Annotated in this window: 20 protein-coding genes; 2 read left to right on the top strand and 18 right to left on the bottom strand. The window is 33.6% G+C overall.

Annotation, left to right across the window (positions count from 1 at the left end; genetic code table 11):
- Position 1: 1 nt before the first annotated feature.
- The 9 genes from BUE24_RS13765 to BUE24_RS13730 all read right to left on the bottom strand — a co-directional run bounded on the left by BUE24_RS13765 (position 2) and on the right by BUE24_RS13730 (position 7,047).
- Complete coding sequence (locus BUE24_RS13765; RefSeq protein WP_244548152.1) at positions 2-838, bottom strand: ATP-binding cassette domain-containing protein; 837 nt, start codon at positions 836-838, stop codon at positions 2-4.
- Between the two features lie 35 nt (positions 839-873).
- On the bottom strand, positions 874-1,545 hold the full coding sequence (gene modB, locus BUE24_RS13760; protein ID WP_425290165.1) for a molybdate ABC transporter permease subunit: 672 nt from the start codon (positions 1,543-1,545) through the stop codon (positions 874-876).
- Positions 1,545-1,943, bottom strand: coding sequence for a TOBE domain-containing protein (locus tag BUE24_RS13755; RefSeq protein WP_073316694.1), 399 nt, complete (start codon positions 1,941-1,943; stop codon positions 1,545-1,547). Before BUE24_RS13755 ends, modB begins: the two co-directional genes overlap by 1 nt.
- Entirely contained in the window at positions 1,940-2,704 is a 765-nt protein-coding gene (gene modA, locus BUE24_RS13750; protein ID WP_139242004.1) for a molybdate ABC transporter substrate-binding protein, read from the bottom strand. The genes BUE24_RS13755 and modA overlap by 4 nt, the downstream gene beginning before the upstream one ends.
- A 124-nt stretch (positions 2,705-2,828) precedes the next feature.
- A complete protein-coding gene (locus BUE24_RS23975; RefSeq protein WP_170864604.1) occupies positions 2,829-3,002 on the bottom strand; it encodes a hypothetical protein in 174 nt (57 codons plus the stop codon).
- A 164-nt stretch (positions 3,003-3,166) separates the two neighbouring features.
- Positions 3,167-3,352 (bottom strand): class I lanthipeptide, encoded by a 186-nt coding sequence (locus tag BUE24_RS13745; protein WP_073316692.1) that lies wholly within the window; start codon positions 3,350-3,352, stop codon positions 3,167-3,169.
- 354 nt (positions 3,353-3,706) lie between these two features.
- A complete protein-coding gene (locus BUE24_RS13740; RefSeq protein ID WP_073316691.1) occupies positions 3,707-5,047 on the bottom strand; it encodes a TolC family protein in 1,341 nt (446 codons plus the stop codon).
- A gap of 45 nt (positions 5,048-5,092) precedes the next feature.
- Positions 5,093-5,776: an ABC transporter ATP-binding protein gene (locus BUE24_RS13735; protein WP_073316689.1), complete on the bottom strand. Its 684-nt coding sequence runs from the start codon at positions 5,774-5,776 to the stop codon at positions 5,093-5,095.
- A gap of 29 nt (positions 5,777-5,805) precedes the next feature.
- Positions 5,806-7,047, bottom strand: a complete 1,242-nt coding sequence (locus BUE24_RS13730; protein WP_073316687.1) for an efflux RND transporter periplasmic adaptor subunit — start codon at positions 7,045-7,047, stop codon at positions 5,806-5,808.
- A gap of 278 nt (positions 7,048-7,325) precedes the next feature.
- Here BUE24_RS13730 and BUE24_RS13725 point away from each other — a divergent pair, with 278 nt between their 5' ends.
- Both BUE24_RS13725 and BUE24_RS13720 read left to right on the top strand, forming a co-directional pair.
- Entirely contained in the window at positions 7,326-8,708 is a 1,383-nt protein-coding gene (locus tag BUE24_RS13725) for a sigma-54-dependent transcriptional regulator (RefSeq protein WP_073316685.1), read from the top strand.
- Between the two features lie 193 nt (positions 8,709-8,901).
- Positions 8,902-10,074: a sensor histidine kinase gene (locus BUE24_RS13720; protein ID WP_170864603.1), complete on the top strand. Its 1,173-nt coding sequence runs from the start codon at positions 8,902-8,904 to the stop codon at positions 10,072-10,074.
- 52 nt (positions 10,075-10,126) lie between these two features.
- Here the strand turns inward: BUE24_RS13720 and BUE24_RS13715 are convergent, their stop codons facing one another.
- From BUE24_RS13715 to BUE24_RS13675, 9 genes are all read right to left on the bottom strand, one after another.
- On the bottom strand, positions 10,127-11,545 hold the full coding sequence (locus tag BUE24_RS13715; RefSeq protein ID WP_073316681.1) for an FAD-dependent oxidoreductase: 1,419 nt from the start codon (positions 11,543-11,545) through the stop codon (positions 10,127-10,129).
- Between the two features lie 154 nt (positions 11,546-11,699).
- A complete protein-coding gene (locus BUE24_RS13710) occupies positions 11,700-12,374 on the bottom strand; it encodes a 4'-phosphopantetheinyl transferase family protein (RefSeq protein ID WP_073316680.1) in 675 nt (224 codons plus the stop codon).
- A gap of 19 nt (positions 12,375-12,393) precedes the next feature.
- On the bottom strand, positions 12,394-13,131 hold the full coding sequence (locus tag BUE24_RS13705; protein WP_073316678.1) for a thioesterase II family protein: 738 nt from the start codon (positions 13,129-13,131) through the stop codon (positions 12,394-12,396).
- Between the two features lie 61 nt (positions 13,132-13,192).
- Positions 13,193-13,987, bottom strand: coding sequence for an aspartate/glutamate racemase family protein (locus BUE24_RS13700; RefSeq protein ID WP_073316676.1), 795 nt, complete (start codon positions 13,985-13,987; stop codon positions 13,193-13,195).
- A 29-nt stretch (positions 13,988-14,016) separates the two neighbouring features.
- Entirely contained in the window at positions 14,017-14,955 is a 939-nt protein-coding gene (locus BUE24_RS13695) for a TauD/TfdA family dioxygenase (RefSeq protein ID WP_073316674.1), read from the bottom strand.
- Between the two features lie 148 nt (positions 14,956-15,103).
- Positions 15,104-16,024: a CmcI family methyltransferase gene (locus BUE24_RS23630; protein WP_084549551.1), complete on the bottom strand. Its 921-nt coding sequence runs from the start codon at positions 16,022-16,024 to the stop codon at positions 15,104-15,106.
- 96 nt (positions 16,025-16,120) lie between these two features.
- Positions 16,121-17,602 carry a serine hydrolase domain-containing protein gene (locus tag BUE24_RS13685; protein WP_084549549.1) on the bottom strand — a complete coding sequence of 494 codons (1,482 nt, stop codon included), beginning with the start codon at positions 17,600-17,602 and terminating at the stop codon, positions 16,121-16,123.
- Between the two features lie 98 nt (positions 17,603-17,700).
- Positions 17,701-20,781: a cyclic peptide export ABC transporter gene (locus BUE24_RS13680; protein WP_073316670.1), complete on the bottom strand. Its 3,081-nt coding sequence runs from the start codon at positions 20,779-20,781 to the stop codon at positions 17,701-17,703.
- Between the two features lie 109 nt (positions 20,782-20,890).
- Positions 20,891-22,211, bottom strand: a 1,321-nt coding sequence (locus BUE24_RS13675; RefSeq protein ID WP_244548151.1) for a thioesterase domain-containing protein, incomplete at its 5' end; no start/stop codon positions are given.

The following is a 22,211-nucleotide window of genomic DNA, read 5'->3' as shown; positions in this document are numbered from 1 at the left end:
TTTATTCAATTTTTTGAAGTACCGGATTAAAAGCTTTTGAAGCCACCAATACCTTATCTCCGATATTCATGGTTTTAATTTCTTCTTTATCCGCAATTACCTTCACAAAATTCATCCCCACTAATACGGTGACGATACAAATTATTTCCTGCTCTAATATTTCTATAATTTCTCCAGAAAACTGGAATTTGCCACTTAACTTTTGATTAGCAAATACCTCCATAGGTTTTCCTTCTTTCAAAATGCGTCCGTTCTCAATCATAAAAACTCGATCACACATTTTTATGACTTCGCTTACTTCATGGCTAATCAATAGGGTCGTTAAATTGAACTGTTTATGAACTTTAAGAATATAATCCTGCAGTCTAGTTCTCATTTTGGCATCCAGTGCCGAGAGTGGTTCATCCAGCATCAAAATTGTTGGTTTACGCACAAGAGCTCTCGCCAAAGCCACTCGTTGTTTTTGTCCACCCGATAGTTTTTCAGGTTTACGGTGTTGTAAATCTTCTAACTCTATGATTTGAATTAACTCTTCCACCACTTGGGGGTTTTGATTTTTTTCTAATGCAAAAAGTAAATTTTCTTTTACCGACATATTTGGAAACAAGGCATAGTCCTGAAAGACAAAACCAATTTTTCTTTCTTGCGGTTTACGATCAATGCCTTTCTCACTATCAAACCATTTTTCCTGGCCCATATTGATTTGCCCTGCATCAGGACGCATTAAGCCGGCAATGATACGAAGTATAGATGTTTTTCCCGCTCCAGATGCTCCAAAGAGTGTAACAAAAGATCCGTGTTCAATGGTGAAATCCACATCAAGTACCATCTCATTCATAGCCCCTTGTAGCTTTTTTTGTATGTTGACATGAATCATTTCCAAAATCTTTTTAAATATCCGCCATTTCCTACATAAACGAACAGTAAAATACAAAATGCTATAGCAAACAAAATCAGTGAATACACATTTGCTGTATCATAATTTAGAGCTTCTACTTCTTCATAAATTGCTATAGAAGCCACTTTGGTTTTTTGGGGTATACTCCCTCCTATCATTAGCACTACACCAAACTCTCCGATGGTGTGCGCAAAGGCCAACACAATGCCTGTGAGCAGAGAAGGTTTTATATTGGGAAGAAGTACTTTATAAAGCGTAGTCAGTTTTGATTTTCCCAATACATAAGAAGCTTCTGTCAACGAGGAACTAAGCCCCGAAAGACCAGATTGTATAGGATGAACCATAAATGGAAGGCTATACATCATGGAGGCCAGCACCAAACCATGAAAAGAGAAGATAAATTGAATTCCTAAATACTCTTGTATCCAACTCCCTAACCAACTGTTGGGACTAAAAACAACTAAAAGATAAAAACCGAGTACTGTTGGCGGCAGTACCAAAGGCATACTTACCAAGGTTTCTACAATAGGTTTGATTTTAGACTTTGTGTATGCTAACCAATACGATAAAGGTATCGATAAGATAAAAAGCAAAAATGTTGTAATTAATGCCAACTTAAAGGTTAATATCAAAGGTTGCCAATCTATCATTCTGATAACATAATTTCTGATGCTTTTATCAATACAGTGACTGTATCTCCCGTTTTAAACTGTAACTGATTCTGCATCAATCTGGTAATTACAGCAGTAATTTTGGCCACACTAATATCTATCCTAATTTTACACAAAATTGCTCCTTCTTGTACCGTCAATACTTGTCCTAAAATAGTATTCGGGATACTGGTAGTATTTTTATCAGTTTTAGCTAATATAGTTTCGGTTTCCTTAAAAATCAGTTTCACTGTATTTCCTACCCGAAGATACGTCGTTTCATCTTCGGTTTCTATTATCAGCACATGAAATATTGTTGTGCCCAAATTGACAGTTATCAAAGATATCCCGTCATTATTTTCAATGGCACTTATTGTTCCTTTTAAGCTGTTCATTCTTCACTATTTATAGTGTAACCAGATTTTTCCAGAATTGTTTTGGCGGTATTGGTAAAGAAAAATTCCTGAAACCTTTCGGCTTTTTTGTATTGATCTCCTTCGTGTTTAATAACTACCAAGGCTTGAGCAATCGGTTTATAATCTCTTTGGTCTACGGCAACCCAACTTCCTATATCTTTAACTTTATTTGATAAAACTACAGATTTTGAAGTAAAACCAACTTCTGCAGCTCCAGAAATCACAAATTGATTGGTTTGGAGGATACTTTCTCCAAAAACCAGTTTCTCCCTAATATCATCATAAACTTTCATTTTTTTTAAAACCTCAACACTTGCCTTACCATAAGGTGCCAATTTGGGATTGGCAATGGCAATATGATGTACTTGTTGACTTGTTAAAAGTGGAATCAAAGGTATTGTACTATCCAATCTAGACCATACCACTAATTTCCCATATCCATAAATTTTTGGAGCTGACATCGTATACCCTTCTTTAAATAATTGATCGGGGTAACTAGTATCTGCAGATACAAATATATCGTACGGAGCTCCTTCTTTGATTTGGGCTGTTAGTTTACCCGAAGAACCTATGATTACCTGGCACCTTATTCCCGTACGTTCTTTAAAAGCCGCAACCAAATCATCGATGGTAAATTGCATATTTGCAGAGACAGCAATACGTAAATCCTCAGATTTTTGCTCAACACAAGCGGCACTAAAAATGAGAATACAAACCCTTAAAACTACTCTCTTTATCATTCCTTAGGTACTTTTATACAAATTAAAGGAAATAATATTCGTTTATCATAAAAAAAGGGAAGACCTAGTATTAGATCCTCCCTTCCCAAAAAACTAAAAAACAGAAACTTCCTAATTTTATTTACTATTGATAATTTGTTCCACAATTTTCAGATTTGCAATTCGTTTGACACCCCGTTATTTGCTGATCACTTTGTGTTGCAAAAGCTTTTGGATATCCTCCTTTTATTTTGGAGTAGTTCAACTTAGCAATCGTATACTTGTCTATGCTAAGATTGTTTTTTCTTATTTTTTTCATGCTTAATAAATTTTAATAATATGCGGTTAATGATTTTAGATTTAAAGTATAGTAACTCAACATCCTCATCACAACATAAAACACTATTATATCATGGTGGTTAAGGGTCATCTTTGATTAAGGAAGAAAACCTAAGAAAACTTAATTTCTTAGGTTAGAAAGCATTAGCATATCGCTGATCCTCCTCCACAGGTACCTCCCAAAGAACATCCTTGAGTACAATTTCTTTCTGTATCCTGATTGGTAGTGGTTTTGTCAATTACTAAACGTCCTCCTCGAACTTGACTTTGGTTTAACTTAGTAATCACTTCTTTCTTTAATGAAAGTGTTTTTAAACGTTTTTTTTTCATTCTAAAAAATTTTGGTTTTTGTTTAAACTTTCTTAATCATTTTAGGTCCATTAAGACTTAGACCATACTGTCGAAGAATTCTGATTTAATAATGAAATCACCTCCACCAGTAAGTTTTATTGATAAAGCTTACTGGTGAAGGTGATTCTTCTATAGTTGATTTCTGCTATTTGAGAAAGCTAGTGTCGGTAATTAACTCAGGTAATGATCTGAATGTAATTTGCTATTTTCAACAATACGGAGTTTTTAGTACCGTTGTTTAAATGACAATGTCTTTAAAGAAATGCTTGCTAGCTATAAACCGGATTTTTTTGAAGTACGAAAATTGAGAGTAAATTAAATGGAAGAATAGATTTACATCATACCTCTTGATCGGGCAACACTAATATTCCCGGCAAAATAATCTTGTTCAAATCTATTGTATATCAATTGATAATTGATTTGGTTTAATAATAAAGTTGCCTCAATATAATCTCTTTGTGCTAAAGTTAAATCCAAAGGTGTTCCATCACCCAGATAATACTTTTCTTTTTGAAGTTCATAAGCAACTTTTGTGGCTTTCATCTGTTCTTCTCGGTAGATTTTTGTTTCCTCTGCAGCTTTAATGTTTCCTTTTACATTAGCAATCTCGACCAAGACGTTGTTTTTGAACTGCTCTAAATCTAGATTTGCATTTTTAAATTCTACTACGGATCTATACACTTCCGTTCGACTATTTAGACCGTTAAATATGGGAATTTGGATTGCTAAACCATAGGTCTGTGTGATATTTAAATCAAAAAACTGATCATTAAATGACGGATCCGCAAAAGATGAATAGTTGGACCCATAATTGTAAAATAATCTAATGTTTGGATAATATGATGATCGAGAAACAGATATCTGATTCTTTTTGCTCTTCACATCAAATTCTAAACTTTTTAGATCCTTCCTATTGATTAGTGCAGAGTTATACAAACTCTGCAAATCATCATTTTCATTATCGAAAGCCTCTGAGTTTACGGAATGATCTTCCAGTTGCAGATCAGTATTTGCCGGTAGATTTAGTATTAATAACAGTTCTCTTTTTGCGTTTTCGACAATATTATTATTTGCTATTTGTAGGGATTTTATCCTACTTAACTCTGCCTTTTGTGTATAATAATCTTGCCCTGGTAAAGATCCAATATCAATCATTTTTTGGGTTCTATCCAGGTTTGTTTCTTGGGTATCATAGAATTTTTGTAAAATGGAATCTTGCTTGATACTTTGCAAAATTTGAAGGTAACTATTAATAACATTTAATGTAGTTAACTCTCTTGTAGCCTCTAAATTGAATTCTCTGGAGTGTCTGTCATTGTTAGACATCCTTATTCTACTATAATTTTCAAGAAAATTTAGAATATTCCAGTTTACATTAGCAGCTCCATTAACAAATTCTCCCGTTTCTGTACGAACTACTCCTGTTGTTTGGTCAAAATTCCTTCCAGTCGCATTAAAACCTTCTCCTCTCAAATTAATACTCGGTAGCACTCGAGCTAAAGCATTTACTTTGGATTTTACAGACGCCTTAAGGTTATTATCTTCTTTTGCAATATTGATATTCTGCTTTAATGCTAGATCAATAGCCTCATTTAAATTTAATTTCACTTGAGCATTCATATCAAAAATTAGGAATGCCCACAAAAAACCAAATATAAAATATGTTCTTATCATTTTATGTTCTTATTAGATGATATAGTGTGATTTATCTATATCTCATCAAAACTGTGCGTTTACAGTTTCAGTTACTACTTTTCCATCAAACAAATTAATAACCCTATTGGCAAATTGTGCATCTCTAGGAGAGTGAGTTACCATTACAATTGTTGTCCCTTGTTCGTTCAACTCTTCTAATAGCCTCATAACTTCTTCACCATTAGAAGAGTCTAAATTCCCCGTTGGTTCATCTGCAAAAATCACATCAGGATCTGCCACAATTGCTCTGGCAATAGCAACTCTTTGTTGTTGCCCTCCAGATAGTTGCTGTGGGAAATGATTTCTCCTGTGCATAATATTCATTCTCTCTAGTGCTTCCTCTACTTTTTGCTTTCTTTCCTCTTTTGGAACCCTCATATAGAGTAAGGGTAATTCTACATTTTCAAAAACCGTTAATTCATCGATAAGGTTAAAACTTTGAAATATAAACCCAACAGAACCTTTTCTTAATTTTGATCTTTCCTTTTCAGAATAACTTGAAACCTCATCTTGTCCAAACCAGTATTCTCCACCAGAAGGGCTATCGAGTAATCCCAATATATTTAGCAAAGAGGATTTTCCACATCCCGAAGGCCCCATAATGGCAATAAACTCTCCTTTTTGAATATCAATATCTATTTTATCCACTGCCGAAGTTTCAATTTCTTCGCCTACGTATACTTTCTGAAGTTCTTTTACTTTTATCATTTTAAATTGTTTTTTAGTTGTTATTAATCCTACCAAACCAAGATTTTGTTATCTCCGAAGTTATCATATGATGATGTAATCACTTTATCACCGATATCTAATCCCTCTAGAACCTGATAGTTTTCTGAATTCTTTTTTCCTAATCTAATTTCTCTTCTTATAGCTTTATTATCATTTTCCAAAACATAAACCCAATTCCCACCTGTACTTCTGTAAAAACCTCCTACAGGAATAAGCAACTGCTCTGATGATTTACCCAGTTCTATTTTCAATCGTAGTGATTGTCCGCTTCTTATTCCCTCTGGAATCTCATCAATAAAACTCATGTCAACTTCAAACTTCCCATCTTCTACTTTGGGATAGATATAATTGATCATTAACTTATACTCTTTTCCTGCATACAGCGTACTAGCTACCAAACCTTTATCAATCCTAGACAAATACAATTCATCAATAGGAACCTTAACCTTGTAATTCCCTATCACGTCAACCTGTCCTATTCGTTCGCTTTTACTGATGTTTTGACCTTCTTGTAATCGAGAAGTAGTAAGTTGACCGTCTATTGGGGCCTTAATTACCAGATTACTTAATATTTGTCTTACTCCTGTTAGACTTTCCATCATACTAATTTCTGAAGACCTTAGCTGACTAAGCTGAGTAACTCTGGATGTAGAGTCGTTTTTGAAAGACTCATAAGTAAATTCTTTTCTTTTTAGATTGTACCTGTAGTCCGCCTGTGTTTTTTCAAAAGCTTGTCTTGAAATCAATTCTTTTGAAAACAAAACGCTATCTCTTCGAAACTGAGGTCCCAAAATTTGTAATTGATTTTCAATTTGAGCCAATTGTTGTTTTTGAGAAAGATAATTTTGATCCAGTTGTAATCTCGTTGTTCTAATTCTATTGATTTGTTCGTTCAACGAATTTTCTTGACTCAAAACATTAAGCCTTAAATTGGCATTCTCTAATACAACAATTACATCTCCTTTTTTTACGATTGCACCACTTTCTTTTACTACCTCAGTAATATTTCCTCCTTCGATAGCATCCAGAAAATAGGTGCCATTGGGTACTATTTCTCCTGTTTGGACAATATACTCTTGAAATTGCCCTCTTTTCACCATCGAAAATGTAGTCTTATCAGGATTAATATTAAGCTTTGATCCTCTTTCTGAAAAACCGATATAGATGGCAGCACATAAAACAACCACTCCTACTGCGGTATAAGAGATTTTTTTCGTTGTCCACTTTTTCTTTTTGATTATTTTGTCCATTGTACTTTTATTATAATTAACATTTCAATGCCACTTTGGCAACAAGCGTACCAAACAACATTTTACCTTGTAAACCCTTATTTTTTCGTATATTCACCTCACAAAAACGTTCATAAACGAACACCTTTGTTCGTAAACGATCACATACAATTATTATCTATTTATGTAAATATTGATACTATTTAATACTTTAAAAACTCTAAAAACCTAATTCTCCAACCAACCTGTATTTTAAGATTACATTCATCTTATTTACCTCTTAAACCTATACTACTATTATGACCACGGTCACTCAGAAAAAAGGAAAAATATTAATCGTTGATGACAATGAAGACATTTTAAAAGCTGCCAATATTTTCCTCAAACGTCATTTTGAAAAAATTGATCTTACCGATAATCCCGAATCCATTCCGTACTATCTCAATAGAGAAAGCTATGACCTCATCTTGCTCGATATGAATTTCACAAGAGATGTCAGCAGTGGAAAAGAAGGGTTTGATTGGTTAGAAAGAATACTCCATATTGATCCAAATGCTGTGGTTGTTCTAATGACTGCCTATGGCGATATCCAAACTGCGGTAAAAGCAATTAAAGCCGGCGCCACTAATTTTGTATTAAAGCCTTGGGAAAACAACTCCTTTTTGGCTACTCTTTATTCTTCAATCCAATTAAGAGAAAGCAAATTAGAAATTGAAAACCTACGTAGTAAACAACAAGAATTAAATACGTATGTAAACAATAAATACAAAGAAATTATTGGTCAAAGTCCTGCTATCCAAAAAGTCTTTTATCTTATTGACCGAGTAGCTTCTACTGATGCCAACGTTCTTATCCTTGGCGAAAATGGAACGGGAAAAGAATTAATTGCAAACGCTATTCACAGAAACTCACTTAGAAATCGGGAACCATTTGTCGGTGTTGACTTAGGTTCTATATCCGAATCTCTATTCGAAAGTGAACTGTTTGGTCATAAAAAAGGTGCTTTTACCGATGCCAAAGAAGATCGAGCAGGAAGGTTTGAGGTTGCCTCTGGAGGTACCCTTTTTCTGGATGAAATCGGGAACTTGTCCTTAGCATTACAAGCCAAACTTCTCACCTCTTTACAAAGTAGAAAAATAAACCGAGTCGGATCTAACAAGCTATTAAATGTTGATATTCGTCTTATTTGCGCTACGAATCTTCCGTTATATGAAATGGTCGAAGAACAAACTTTTAGACAAGATTTGCTCTATCGCATCAATACTATTGAGATCCATTTACCTCCACTAAGAGAACGTTTAGAAGATATTCCGTTATTGGCAAATCATTTTCTGAAAATATATTCAAGAAAATACAACAAAAAAAACTTATCCATTTCTAAAAAAGCTATTTCCAACTTACAACAACATAGTTGGCCTGGAAATATTAGAGAGCTACAGCACTCTATAGAAAGGGCAGTAATCATGTCTTCCGAAATCATCTTACAACCTCATGATTTTGACATTTATTTAAAGCCTAATTCTAATCAGAATAGTACCGAACACCAAAAATTAGAGGATGTTGAAAAAACGCTCATACAAAAAACACTTTTGAAGTATGAGGGTAACATTACTAAAACAGCAAATGAGCTTGGAATTACTCGTCCAGCATTATATAGAAGATTAAAAAAGCATGGGCTTTAGTTATTTTAAATTTTATGTATTAGTAAAAACTGTTTTACTATGCATTACCCTTTCTGTAGGGTTTTATTTATCGATAACCTATGGTACAGCACTAGCTTATACCATAGCTATTTTGCTATTTTTCAGCGTTATCATTCAATTCGTTAGTTTATTCAAATATCTTACACGTACAGATAAAAAACTCACTCGATTTTTGGAAGCAATAAAGCATTCAGACTTTGTACTTAAACTCTCTGTAGATAATCACCTGGATAAAAGCTTCAGAAACCTCAATACTTCCTTTAACGAGGTACTGAGTGCGTTTCGCGAAGAACGAAGTGAAAAAGAAGAGCATTTGCAATACTTAAACACTATTGTTCAGCAGGTCAATACCGGTCTTATCTGTTATTCTTCCTCGGGAGAAATAAAACTAATAAACAGTTACGCAAAAAAGCTAATTAACATCAAACACTTAAAAAACATTAAGGAATTAGCCAACTATAATGAAGAACTTCATAGAGCTGTTGTCGATCTAGCCTCTGGCAGAAATATCCTCTTAAAAAGTGATGATGAAATTCAGCTTGCCATTCATAGTATTACGATAAAAATAAAAAATCAGCCTATAAAAATAATTGCACTACAAAACATTTATCCAGAATTACAGCGTAAAGAAATAGAGTCTTGGCAAAATCTCACAAAAATTCTACGCCATGAAATTATTAATAGTATTACGCCGATAGTATCACTAAACGATACAATGTATAGTATCTTACAAGAAGATGTTTCCCTCTTAGACTCTAATTATGTTATCGATCACGAAAACCTTAACGATTTGAAAGAAGGGATTTCTACTATTAAAAACAGAGCCGACGGTCTCATTAGTTTTATCGATGCTTACCGGGACTATACCAATATTCCTACTCCTGTATTTGCTAGCATTAATGTTCTAGAACTTTTAAAGCATATACATCTTTTGATGAAACCAGAATTGGACAAAAATGGTTTTGATTTTAAATATCAAACCACACCAAAAGATATTCTTTTATATGGTGATGCCAAGCTTTTGGAAATGGTGCTTATAAATTTATTTAAAAATGCTATTGAAGCTAAACGATCTGATCATGAAACTCCATCCATTTCTGTAAAAGGCTATATCAACCACAAGCGAGAGTTTATTCTAGAAATTACTGATAATGGTAAAGGTATTATTCCCGAGGCTATAGATAAAATTTTTATCCCGTTCTATACCACCAAAAAAACTGGATCGGGCATTGGATTGAGTTTATCAAGACAAATTTTGCAAATGCACCAAGGTACATTAACGGTAAGATCCGAAGTAAATACATTTACCACTTTCGAATTAAAATTTAACCAACTCACAAAATAAAGATCTTTATTGTTTCTTGTAGTGCAAGTGTGTAGATATACACAATGTGTTTTTATAGTAACACTTTTTGATATTCTCTGTGTGCTTCTCTACTCATTAAAATATTTCTAACCTCTTCTATTTGAACGAATAAATCCATATCAATTTCTGGAGTTTCATTTACTATTTGTTCTAGGTATAGCGAATAAATTTCTTCAATGAGTTCTTTGTTCTTTTCGGATATTTCTACTACTTCAGAGAAAGGAATTTCTGAAAAAGCAACCATACAATACTCTGGCATATACAAATCAGGATGAGCAGCCCATATCTTTCGTTCGAGCTTCCATTTTAGGTCAAAAATAGGTTGCTTACAGAATTGAAGATTATGGTAATTCCTATTCGTTAAAAACTGCATAGCGTCTACATCCTTTTTTCTGGTATTTGCAAATTCTAATATTGCATCTCCAAAATCAAATCCGTTTTCCTCTAGTGTTTTCATGAATACACTACAATCTTCAAAACACGTATTCATCCCCATCGCATAAAATGGAGCAAATGCATGGGCCGAATCTCCTATAAGCAACACTCTATTTTCATAATTCCACTGAGAACATTTGATTTCAAAAATTTCAGAATCTGGATTGCCGAAGAAATCTTCCTCCAAATTTGGTAAAATCTTATGAAGATTAGGAAGATGCTTTTCAAAATAAAGATCAAGTTCTTCCTTAGTCTTTACATTTTTGAGCTCTCCATCTTCACCATTTCTATAAAAAATTGTCGAGATAAACGATTTATCTAAACTTGGAAGTGCAACAAATACGGTATCAGGAGCACTCCAGATATGTACAAACTTTGGATCCAAAACATAGTCTCCATCCTCACCCATAGGTATCGTCATCTCCTTGTACACATGATACAACTTCTTACGTTCACTAGTCAATATATCATTTTCTGAAAGCACCTCTCTAACATTTGAATTTGCTCCATCTGCACCAAATAAATAAGAATAGGCTACATTATTTTCTTCCTGCGTTTCTGAACTTCGGAAGGTTATCACATGGTTTTCTAAATCAATTTCAGATAATCGCTGATTAAAATGAAAGTTCACCAATCCAGTATCAATAGCTTCATTGATTAGAAGACTATTAATGTTTTTTCTATTTACCGTGCTCAATGTTTGACCACCGTCTCCATAGATTTGAAATTTCACTCCACCACTAGCATTATGCGTTGCTCTACCATGCTTTGAAGCCATTGTTGGTTCTAGTTTACTGAAAATGTTCGCTTTTCTAAGTGCTTTTCTACCTCTATTGGACAATGACATTCCTAAAGAACGTTTCTTGGTGGGTACATATTCTCGAACATCTCCCCTTTTCTCATAAACGTCTACCTTAAATCCATTTTGAGCTAACATTAATGCTAACATTGATCCGGTAAGCCCTGCTCCAACAATAACGATGTTACCGTCAGTTTTTTCAATTTTACTTTTCATAATTTGATTTTAATTTTTGTTTTTATTCAAAAAAGTCTAATGAGTGATCCCCGCTTTTAAAAAAAAGCTAGGGAAATATGTAAGAAGCTATCCATTTGTATTGGACTTGCTTCTTTGAATTAAGTTGATTTATAATTCGTTAAAAAAGAATAGGTCATCTTTGAAGATGTAATGACCTTGGATAAAAATCCAAACACCTAAAGTATATTTTAACCTCTTTATTGCTTGTAGCTAAATATGCACTACTGTTTGATTGGGTTTGGATTTCACTTAAATACCATATACAATTATCGTATTCGGCTATATTTTCAGCGATATTAATATCAGGTAATGGAATTGCTAATCCACGACCATCCGCTTTGATAACACTTTCTTTTATCGTCCAGAGTTTAAAAAAAGCTCCCAACGGTTCAGTTGCATTGTTTATGGTTCTCCATTGTGATGGATTCATTACGTTTTTGAAATCTTGAAAATGAATCTTTTTGATTTCCTCTACGTCTATTCCTATTCGCATTCCTTTGGTCATTGCACATAATACTTCTCCTCCTGAATGAGAAATATTAAAGTCAATATCTGCATTAAGGTAAGGTCTTCCATTAGGTTCATAAAGAACTTGTTCTAAAGATCCTTTACCATACCCAAATTCTTTGAGATTAACTAATAGCAATAACTGACCAAATAAATGGGAATGTCGATCCTGCCAACGTTGAAATCGTATGTTTTTTTCCTTCATTCTATCTGGTAATAGATTGAAGTACTTATTCCAAATATTTCCAGGCAGTCGTTCAGAAAAAGAAGTATAAAGAATATTAATTGATGATATACTCATTTCTTTAATTTTTCCGGGATTAGGAAAGTCTAATTTTTTCTAAGGTATTTTTTTGCGTAATCAATGTTGTATTCATTAATTCTACCATCTCTTTGGCATATTGATTTAGAAAGAAATGACCTCCGTTAAAATAATGGATAGAACAAACTCCCTCGGTATGTAGTTTCCATCCATCTGCCTGTTCATGGGTCATATCTTCTTCTTTGCCTAAAAAAACTGTGATATTGCAAGAATGTGGAACTATTTCTCTATTACTATAATCTGTTGCTGCCAACATAAAATCATTTCGAAGTAATGGAAGAAATAATTCTAGTAATTCAGGATGTTTAAAAAACTCAGGTGGGGTACCTCCCAATTTACGTACTTGCTTTTTAAAGTTTTCCTCATCCAAAAGATGATACTTTTTATCCTCTCTCATTTTAATATGAGGTACAGCTCTTCCTGAAAAGAAAATATGCTGCGGCCCTTCTAAACCTTGCGTTGCAATCTTAGTAGTTAACTCATAAGCGAGCATAGCTCCCATACTGTGACCGAACAATGCATATGGTCCATCTGTAATACCCTCCTTAACAATTTCAAAAATGTCATCAACAGCTTCTGAAACTGAAGTGTACATCGGAGCCTGTATTCTGCTTCCACGTCCTGCCAATTCTATCGGAATAATTTCGATAGTATCGTCAATAAACTCTTTCCATTTATTGAATATGGCAGCTGATCCTCCTGCATAAGGAAGACAAAAAAGTTTTAGTTTATTCATCTTAAATTTATTCGTTTATCGTATGATTAATACGTAATTGAAGTATCGTTTTTAGTCTTTTTTAATTAGTTAGGAAAGACAATTCTTTTGGATTTTGAAGAGCAACTTTGGCCTCCTTAATTAATGCTCTTGAAAATTCTTGGGTTGAATCTATAATTTCCATACCCTTTATATTTTTCTCTTTAATGATCAGTGACAATTCAGTACACCCAAGAATTATTGCCTCTGCTCCTTGATTTTTAAAATATTCAATCGCTTTTTTCACCAAAACCTTTGCCTTAGCATGTATATGTTCTGGATTAGATTTGATCCCGTATTCCGGATCATAAATCATAGCATGAATTATTTCGTTTTGAAATTCAAAATCAGGAGTGATTGGTTCTAGACCTAGATCCACTAGTTGTTTTTTGTAGATTTCTGATTTATATGTCCCATTAGTTGCCATGATTCCTACCCTAGTAATATTACTATGCTCTCTCTTAATTTTCATACAAGTTTCAAAAGGCATACTTAACAATTTGATGTTACACTTTACTCTTTTGAGCTCATTTTGAATTACATTAAAAATACGTGGAGAGTAAGCCGTATTGCACGATATTCCAACAATTTCAGCTCCCGAAACTTCCAATTTTCGTATTACATCTACAATACTATATGCTGGATTTATAGATGTCTCCCCTAATAAAAAAGAAGTTCTATCCACATGACTACTCGGAAAAGACATGAGCACAACTGATATATATTCCTGATCGGTTTTTGCACTAGAATTTGACAAAATTTTCTCGAATAAATCACAGCCCGAATGAGGTCCCATCCCTCCAACTATACCAACGGTCTTATCTCTTTTAATTTTCATTATTATGCATTACGAATTAATACAACATCCTACTTTGACATTGAAACCACAACTTTCCTGTCTCCTGTAAATGGGTTTCTTCCATGACTTATCAATTCATTATCAACTAATAGAAGTTCATTTCTCTCCCATTTTGGAGCTTGCGTAACAGCATCAATAGTCGTTATCACTTCTTTTATCATATCTTCATTGATATCGGTTCCATCTCCAAACTGAACAAACATTGGATAATCCATAGGTTTTGCATACATAGTTTGCATAATATCAAATAACTCTCCTCCTAAGTGAGATGGGTGAAATTGATCTATTTGATTAAACCATATTAATTCATCAGTAGTTCTATGATTGATAATCCCTTTGCTCAATTGTATTAATCGCAGGCTATCATCTTCTTTCCATTCAAAATTAATATTGTAAGCCTTGCAATACGATTCTAATTGAGCTTTATCCGTGGTCTCGAAAGTATCTTGCCAAGAGGGCCCAATACCTAATCCCCCATGTAAATTTCTAATATATTTTACCCCTTTACTTTGTACTTCATCAACGATATCAGGGTTCATTACTCTTACAATCTCTCTGCTATCGGCGAGCAAGGTTTCTCCTCCGGTTTCTGATGGCTCCAAACAACTAAAAAACAATTTATTAGGCCAAGTGGCAGAATACGACAATTCATTATGCATGGTAATTTTTTGGGTCTTATCGTATTCTGTAGAGGTATAAACATTACCAGTAAGTTTTGTTCTGGGAGAATTTCCATCTATATAGCTTAAAAATTTATCTGATATGGAATTCACTATTTCCTGAAAGTCGGTTAAAGAAGCAATAGGCACTCCTCTAAACTTTATTGCTCCATAATGTTCTAATTTTGTCTCGATCTCGATTTTATTTTCTAAATAAAAGGAGATAAAATCTTTGGCCGTAACAGCATCAAGATTTATAACCAATGGTAATACTAATTTATCTATCATGTTTTTGTAGTTTAAGATGATGTGCATTGATGATCTGATCATTAAATCATCAATGATTAATTATAATTCTGTAATAAATAGGGTATAAATAGATAACCTACTGCAAAAGAAATTCTATAGGTCTTAGCTTCTATCTTTTGTAATTTGATCAGTTACGACGAAAGATTGAATTGTGAGAGCAAGTGAGGTTCTGACCAAAAAAATCACAATACAACGTATCCACCTGATAATCCTGTTCTTTTTCTCTTAGAAAATCAGAAATAACATCTTGTTTGAACTTGCTATCTTCTACAACCAAATAATCTCCCTGAGTTAAAAAACCATGAAAATGATTTAAAACATTTAATACGTTTACATGAGCATCTTCAATTACTAACCAAGGATGTGGCAACGTCTTTATGGTTTCTTCATCGAGTATTGAAGTTATTTGATTAACATCGCCTTCAATGAATGATACATTTCTGTATTTCATTTTTGGTGGATAAATATCAATAGACAAGATATGGCTGTCTAGATTATATTGGTTCGTAAGATCAGACATCCATATTGCGCTTCCTCCTGATCCAGACCCTATTTCAATAATAGTTTTTGGTTTTAGCTCCCAAATCATCATTTGATAAATTGCTAAATCATATACGGTTTTAAATATGATTGTATCTTTCCAACGCAAACAATCAAAACGACCTTGACTCATCATAAAGCTATCGTCCTCATCAGATTTTTTAAGAAAATCTAAGTTAATATCGTCAGAAGTATGAATACTTGATGTTGTTCGGTCATTGAAATCAACAAATCTACCGTAGTACTTATTTAATACCAAGGCTACAAAAGATTCGATATCTTCGCGTGGAGCATAATCTTCCATTTTTGAGAATATAGCCTGTAAACTACCTTCCCACGGTATAGCATCTTTGGCTGCAGATAATAGGTTCAAGCCTCCTTTTATCAAATGATCATTAAACGTCTCTGCATTTCCCTGATCCTTTGTTTTTTGTTCCCATGCCTCTGTGAATTTATCAAAAGCATCCTTCAAAATTTTACCGTTGAGTTTTCTTTCTTTTACTTCCATTTCTACAATTGAGAATTAAATTATAAATATTTAATCAATAGGCACTTACACCCCATCACTACATATAGTGAATATTAAAAAAGAGCAAGAAGTTTTCTAGTGTCCCTGGGCGATGCTATCATCACATGATCTGATATAACTATCAACATCAAACCGATTAAACCCTAGATTTTTACATTTGTATAGGTATTCTTTTGCCTTGACAGGATTATTATGAACTTTTAAGTTAACCACTCCGATAAGAAAATAGGAAGCGGCAGATTTTTTATCATATTTTAAAATCGTTTCAGCAATTCTCTCAGATGCTTCTTTATCCTTCGAATAGAAATCAAACATTAGCTCTTCGAGCAAATAAAAGTTTAACTCTTCTTCCTTCATGCTATCTATCCTTTCAAACATTTTGCCTTTACCCTCTTGATTGTAGAGTACTATTAAATCTGATATAGTTTCGTAATCCTTGAAATATGGTTTATCTAGGTACAAATTAGCATCCAAATTGGTGGTCAATTTATTTAAATGCTTTCCAAACACTCCACCAAGATCACTATTTGTAAAAAACACAAAACCTCTTTTATGAATAGGCGAGTATAGCATATCAGCTTTGAAGCCTTTATTGTCACCAGAGAAATTCACAATCTTATCATTTTCATTTTCAAGAACAAAGAATCCATTTGCAATTCCATATTTAGAATCATTACCTTCTTCAATAACCATTACTGGCTTTGTCATTTTCGCGATACTTTCTTTTGTTAAAAATTGCTCATCAAAAACCGAAACCAAAAGCTTTGCAAAGCTTTCAGCAGTAGTATGAATTGATGAGGCCGGCCAAGGATCTTTTGTCACCCATTTGTTTAGGCTCTTACCAATTATACTATGTCCATTTGCATAATTTCCAATAGAGTCGGCAGGTGTGTAATTAAGGTCGATTTGTTTCAAATTTAATGGAGATAAAACGATTTCATCCAGATATTCTTCATAGGGTTTATCAAGAATTGTTTGGATTACCCTTGCCAGATAATGAAACCCTTCTCCAGAATACGTATATTGAGTTCCTGGATCCTGTAATATTTCTAATTTACCACCAACGTTCAACCATTCCCAGTTCTCGATTCCAGAGGTATGACTTAATATCATTCTCGGTGTAATCAATTTATATCGTGCATCATAAGCCAATTTTTCATTTGTTTTGTACTCAAAAATTGGTTTATCCAAATCTAGCAACCCTTGATCTACCAATTTATAGGCTGCAGCTACCAAATATATTTTAGAGAGAGAACAAGCCTCAAAAAGAGTATTATTATCGATTACCTCTTTTTTTAATTGATGCTTATACCCAAAAGAATTTGAATACGCTATTTTATTGTCTTCAATTATTGCCAGGGATACCGCAGGTATATTTGTGATAGCAAGAATACTATCAATTTTTTCATCAAACTCTTTTTTGTTTATTTTCTCATTGTTAGAGACAAAAAAATCTTTTTCCTGAGCTACTGAACAGTTTGCAGCCAAGGCTAAGCCAATGAAAAACATCTGTTTCAAAAGACTCATTTTCTTTTTTCTATTCGTAAGTGGTTTCATATTAAAATAAATTTGTGTTATGATAAATTATCCATAGATGTGCATATTCATGGATGGATTTGATTTCAAGATTATGATTGCTGAATAATGGAGAATCATTATTCATTCGAGAAGACACTCTCTATAGCAAGCTCTTTTCTATATTGTTTTAACTGTCCTTCTCTCATTTCGTAAACAGTATCAGCAACATCAAAATAGTGATCATCGTGGGTGATGGCGATAATAGTTTTTCCCATTGCTTTCATTTCGGGAAGTAGTGTTCTGTAGAAGAAATTTCTAAAACCAGGGTCTTGGTCTGCTGCCCATTCATCAAACAAATAAATAGGTGAATTTTCTAAATAGCATTGAAATAAAGCCAATCGTTTTCTTTGTCCTGCCGACAAATCAATTGTGCTATATTCATTATTGATAATTTTAACTTTTTCTTTGAGTTGTAGTGTATTGAGAAGAGCATCTATTTCTTTCTCTTTTCCTCTGGCATCTATGTTGTATAATTTTTTAAACAAGTGTGAAGGACTAAAAACTACCGAAAAATATTCGCTAAGCTCCAGATTGGACAAACTATGATTATTTATTTTTACTGCCCCACCAGTTGGTTTATAAAGACCAGTTAGTAATTTGGCCAGTGTTGTTTTTCCACTTCCATTACCTCCTACGATGAATGTAATTTCTCCACTCTTTAGTGTAAGATCTATTGGACCAATCCCAAATACTGTATTCCCATCAGTATCTTTATACTCATATTCTATTTGATCCAAACTTAAATTGTGCAACTTTTTATTCTCTACATTGGGGATGGAATTAGCTACATGGATATCTGCTGGAATTTCTTCCAAAAATCTATGAATGCGATTCCAGGCCACCTTTAATTGCATAAGACCAGGCACTGAATTCAAAATTCCGTTAATAGGACCAATTAGATAAAGTAACACTACAACAAAACTCATCAACGTATAAAGCTTCATGTCTGGAAAAAATTCTGGCATCCCAAATGCAACAACCCCTAATAACACTACCAACAAGGATTCTCCGGTTAAAAAAGCATTTACAAATCTGACATCTGCAATTGATATTTTTTTTCTAAATCTATCAGCACTTAGAGTGATGTCTTCTTGATATTCATGTTTTTTATTTCGATGAAGGCTTATTTCCTTAAAACCATCAATCATTCCATTCAAAAGGCGCATAAAAATGTTTCTTTCATCTCTTGCCTTTTCGAAATAGGTATTTGTACTCTGAACCACAGAATAGTAAATAGCAGCTAGAGCTACAATTAAAAGTATTGAAAGTACTGTTGCCCAAAACGCAATAGAAGCAAGGTAAATAAAAGCACCTATTGTTGTAATTACACTAGTGATCAGGCCTACAAAAATATTTGTAGATTGCCCTATACTGTTCACATCATCATTTAATACCGTATAAATTCTTCCTCTATCTATTCGCTCAAATTTTTGATAAGAAGTAGCGAATATTTTATCTACTAGTCGAACTCTTAAATCAAATACCAAACCTCTAGCAAATCGAATCAAGTTGACCTGCACAAATCTTCTTCCTAATAGATAAACCGATATTGTTAGTAAATAGAAGTAAATAATATATTCTAGATCAACATCACTACCTATGGCTGAAGTTATAATGATTATTGCGACTACATTTGACAACCCAGAAAGTATACTCATTAATACAATTCTGGGAATTGCTCTTTTATATGCATTCTTTTCTGGAAAACACATGGTAAAGACATACACAAAATAACTCGCAGCCATTGCTCCTATTACTAGTTTTATCATAAAATCAAAACTCTCTGGAGTCCATACCAGAATCGATTTCCAATCAAAATTAGCAATCGCCTGTGGCAAAATGATCAACCCTAAAATAAAAGGAACAATTGATAATAACATGGTACTTGATTTCTTTAGTACCGATTTATCCAATCCTTGAAATTCTCGTTTTTTGTTTACAATATCGAGAATAGCCCAAAAGAAATAGCTCGTTAGAATTAATAAGTATACCAATAGAGTTATCGAAAGAATAGAAAATGTCTTATCTCCTCTATCTCCGGGATCAAACTCGTTAACCACCTTTTCTCCAGCTATTATTTTCATTACATGATCCCCAATCATTGGAGTATATGTACTGTTTGAATTTGCCAAAACTGCAACTCCTAATTTTTCATCTGGTCTAAAAGTGATATAAGAGGTAAAATTTGGATTAAGACCACTGTGATAAATCTCTCCATTTCCACTCAATGACACTTCCCATCCCATGGCATATGATGACATATTATGTAATGGTACAGTTTCGTCTCTTTGATGAGTTTGCTGAGCGATTTCATAAAAATCAAGTTGTAATAATCCCATTTGAAATTGCAACCATTTTGAAATATCCTCTGCATTTGAAATCACATAACCTGCAGCATTGTTTCCTTTGAATCTGGGAGCGTTATATTTCCTGGGTTGAAAAAAACTTATTTTATAACCAGAAGACATCATTTTGTCATCTTTAGGCTCTCCAATAGTGGTTTGGTCTAACCCTATTTTTTTTAGCACCTCATTTTGAAGGTAATTTTCAAATGAAATATGAGTGACTTTTTCGATAATTAAAGCGAGAATATCATAATTAACTGTAGCATATTCGTACTCCTGCCCTGGTAGTTCTTCAAGTTCTTGTCCTGCTATGGCTTTGATTGTCTCCTCTAGTGCGTTTTCGTCATTTGACTCAGGTATTTTGGAGATTGTACTCCAGGGTATTCCGCTGGTATGATGAAGCAAATGCTCCACTTTTATATTCACTGGGTCACCTTCATAAAACACCTTAAACCATGGCAAGTATGTTTGTACATCAGACGTTAGAGAAATCTTATTTTGATCTACCAAATTAGCTACTGCAAGAGCTGTAAATGCCTTTGTACATGAGCCCAGCTCAAACAAAGTATTAGAGGTGACCAGGATTTCTTTTTCAAGATTTGCGTACCCGTAATTACGGATTTCATTTTTGTCGCCATTAATGATGATGACACTTACCCCAGGGATATCACCTTCTTTCATCATTTCGTTTACTTCTGCATCAATTTGCGAACTAATTAGATCATTGGCAGCAGATTGAGAAAACGAAAGTTGATAAAATGCAAATAGCATTACCATCACACTATAATGGAAATTTTTACTCCTTCTTTTCATTATTGATTTTAGATTAAATTTAGGTCCTAAACATTTACTCACATCCAGTATCTATTCTTCTTCATAGATGAACAGACAGGGTGTAAATAAAGTTTTGTTATGAAATATTTTATTGTTGAGAAACTAGTATATGTTCCTCCTGTAACAACATAGATTCTAGGACAGTTGCAAGTACTTTGACTTGTGGAAATTTCATTATTGAAAAATGATCTCCTTCTATTTTTTCTACAATGAGTCTTTTTGTCTTATCCAAAAGAGTTTTGTGATCCAAACCAGAATCAGAAGCAATTATATATACTAGCGTGGCATCTATTTTCCCTTCAACAGTATAGCTCAGCATAGCTTGATCAAGAGATCTAACTGTATTAAAGGTTTTGATCATCTTTTCGGCATTCTGCTGATCCAAAGTTGACATCAATCTTTGGATATTTTCTGGAATTGCTTTTTTAACAACATCAAATGATATTTCCTCAGCATGTATAAGTCCTAACAATACTTGCCAAAACTCTTCAACTTTTTGTGCTTGAAGTAATGGACCCGGTATGTTTCCTATAATAGATCGTAGAATATCTTTCTCGATAACAAGATCAAACCCTTTATTATCATTTGATACTGGCTGCTTAATTACCGTATCAATCAAAATCAGTTTGTCTACTTTTTCTCCTGCATTTTCCAGTTGTTTTGTGATCTCGCAAGCAATGACTCCTCCTAAGCTCCATCCAATAATTGTATAAGGCCCTTCTGGCTGAATCGTTTTTAAAATCTGGATATAATCATATGCTATATCTTGAATACTAAGATCTACAGGATGAAGATCATTTAGAGTGTTACTTCGAATTCCATAACAATTGTAATTTTGAATCCATTGAGAAAGTTGAATATATCCTTGCACATCTCCACCGCCATCATGTATAAAAAACAGATTTTTGAGTTGGTTAGTGCTTTCTTTTAACAAAATGACACTTTCGTCAATATGTACTGCAGCTATATTTGCCTTTTCCATTTTCTGAGATAACTCGCGAATTGTTGGTTTAGAAAAAATATCTACTACAGAGAGAGTAACTCCTAATTCTTCTTTTATTTTGTAAACTAATTTTGTCGCCTTCAATGAATGACCTCCTAACTCAAAAAAGCTCCTGGTCACACTAATCTTGGATGCCTCTAATCCTAAGACATCACTCCATATATCTACCAACTTAGACTCTAATAAAGTCTCTGCTGCTTGATAAGAAGCAACATCTTCTAAACTAGGAATAGGCAAAACTGAGCGATCAATCTTACCATTGGAAGTCAATGGTAAGGAAGACAACGCTACATAATAACTCGGAACCATGTAGTCCGGTAAACGATCTTGTAAATAACTCTTTATATCGGATACATTAACCGAAGAAGATGAAGGTACATAATAACCTACCAAATGATCATCTCCT

This window comes from Aquimarina spongiae (genome assembly GCF_900141785.1).
Lineage (GTDB): Bacteria > Bacteroidota > Bacteroidia > Flavobacteriales > Flavobacteriaceae > Aquimarina > Aquimarina spongiae.
This window is presented reverse-complemented; position numbering and strand designations above follow the sequence as displayed.

Excerpts from the sequence above, each read along its gene's own strand:
- BUE24_RS13680 (WP_073316670.1), bottom strand. The coding sequence starts at position 20,781 with ATGAAAAGAAGGAGTAAAAATTTCCATTATAGTGTGATGGTAATGCTA.
- BUE24_RS13765 (WP_244548152.1), bottom strand. The coding sequence starts at position 838 with ATGAATGAGATGGTACTTGATGTGGATTTCACCATTGAACACGGATCT.
- BUE24_RS13740 (WP_073316691.1), bottom strand. The coding sequence starts at position 5,047 with ATGATAAGAACATATTTTATATTTGGTTTTTTGTGGGCATTCCTAATT.
- BUE24_RS23975 (WP_170864604.1), bottom strand. The coding sequence starts at position 3,002 with ATGAAAAAAATAAGAAAAAACAATCTTAGCATAGACAAGTATACGATT.
- BUE24_RS13725 (WP_073316685.1), top strand. The coding sequence starts at position 7,326 with ATGACCACGGTCACTCAGAAAAAAGGAAAAATATTAATCGTTGATGAC.
- modA (WP_139242004.1), bottom strand. The coding sequence starts at position 2,704 with ATGATAAAGAGAGTAGTTTTAAGGGTTTGTATTCTCATTTTTAGTGCC.
- BUE24_RS13730 (WP_073316687.1), bottom strand. The coding sequence starts at position 7,047 with ATGGACAAAATAATCAAAAAGAAAAAGTGGACAACGAAAAAAATCTCT.
- BUE24_RS13715 (WP_073316681.1), bottom strand. The coding sequence starts at position 11,545 with ATGAAAAGTAAAATTGAAAAAACTGACGGTAACATCGTTATTGTTGGA.
- BUE24_RS13705 (WP_073316678.1), bottom strand. The coding sequence starts at position 13,131 with ATGAATAAACTAAAACTTTTTTGTCTTCCTTATGCAGGAGGATCAGCT.
- BUE24_RS13685 (WP_084549549.1), bottom strand. The coding sequence starts at position 17,602 with ATGAAACCACTTACGAATAGAAAAAAGAAAATGAGTCTTTTGAAACAG.
- BUE24_RS13700 (WP_073316676.1), bottom strand. The coding sequence starts at position 13,987 with ATGAAAATTAAAAGAGATAAGACCGTTGGTATAGTTGGAGGGATGGGA.
- BUE24_RS13755 (WP_073316694.1), bottom strand. The coding sequence starts at position 1,943 with ATGAACAGCTTAAAAGGAACAATAAGTGCCATTGAAAATAATGACGGG.
- BUE24_RS13695 (WP_073316674.1), bottom strand. The coding sequence starts at position 14,955 with ATGATAGATAAATTAGTATTACCATTGGTTATAAATCTTGATGCTGTT.
- BUE24_RS13735 (WP_073316689.1), bottom strand. The coding sequence starts at position 5,776 with ATGATAAAAGTAAAAGAACTTCAGAAAGTATACGTAGGCGAAGAAATT.
- BUE24_RS23630 (WP_084549551.1), bottom strand. The coding sequence starts at position 16,024 with ATGGAAGTAAAAGAAAGAAAACTCAACGGTAAAATTTTGAAGGATGCT.
- BUE24_RS13710 (WP_073316680.1), bottom strand. The coding sequence starts at position 12,374 with ATGAGTATATCATCAATTAATATTCTTTATACTTCTTTTTCTGAACGA.
- BUE24_RS13745 (WP_073316692.1), bottom strand. The coding sequence starts at position 3,352 with ATGAAAAAAAAACGTTTAAAAACACTTTCATTAAAGAAAGAAGTGATT.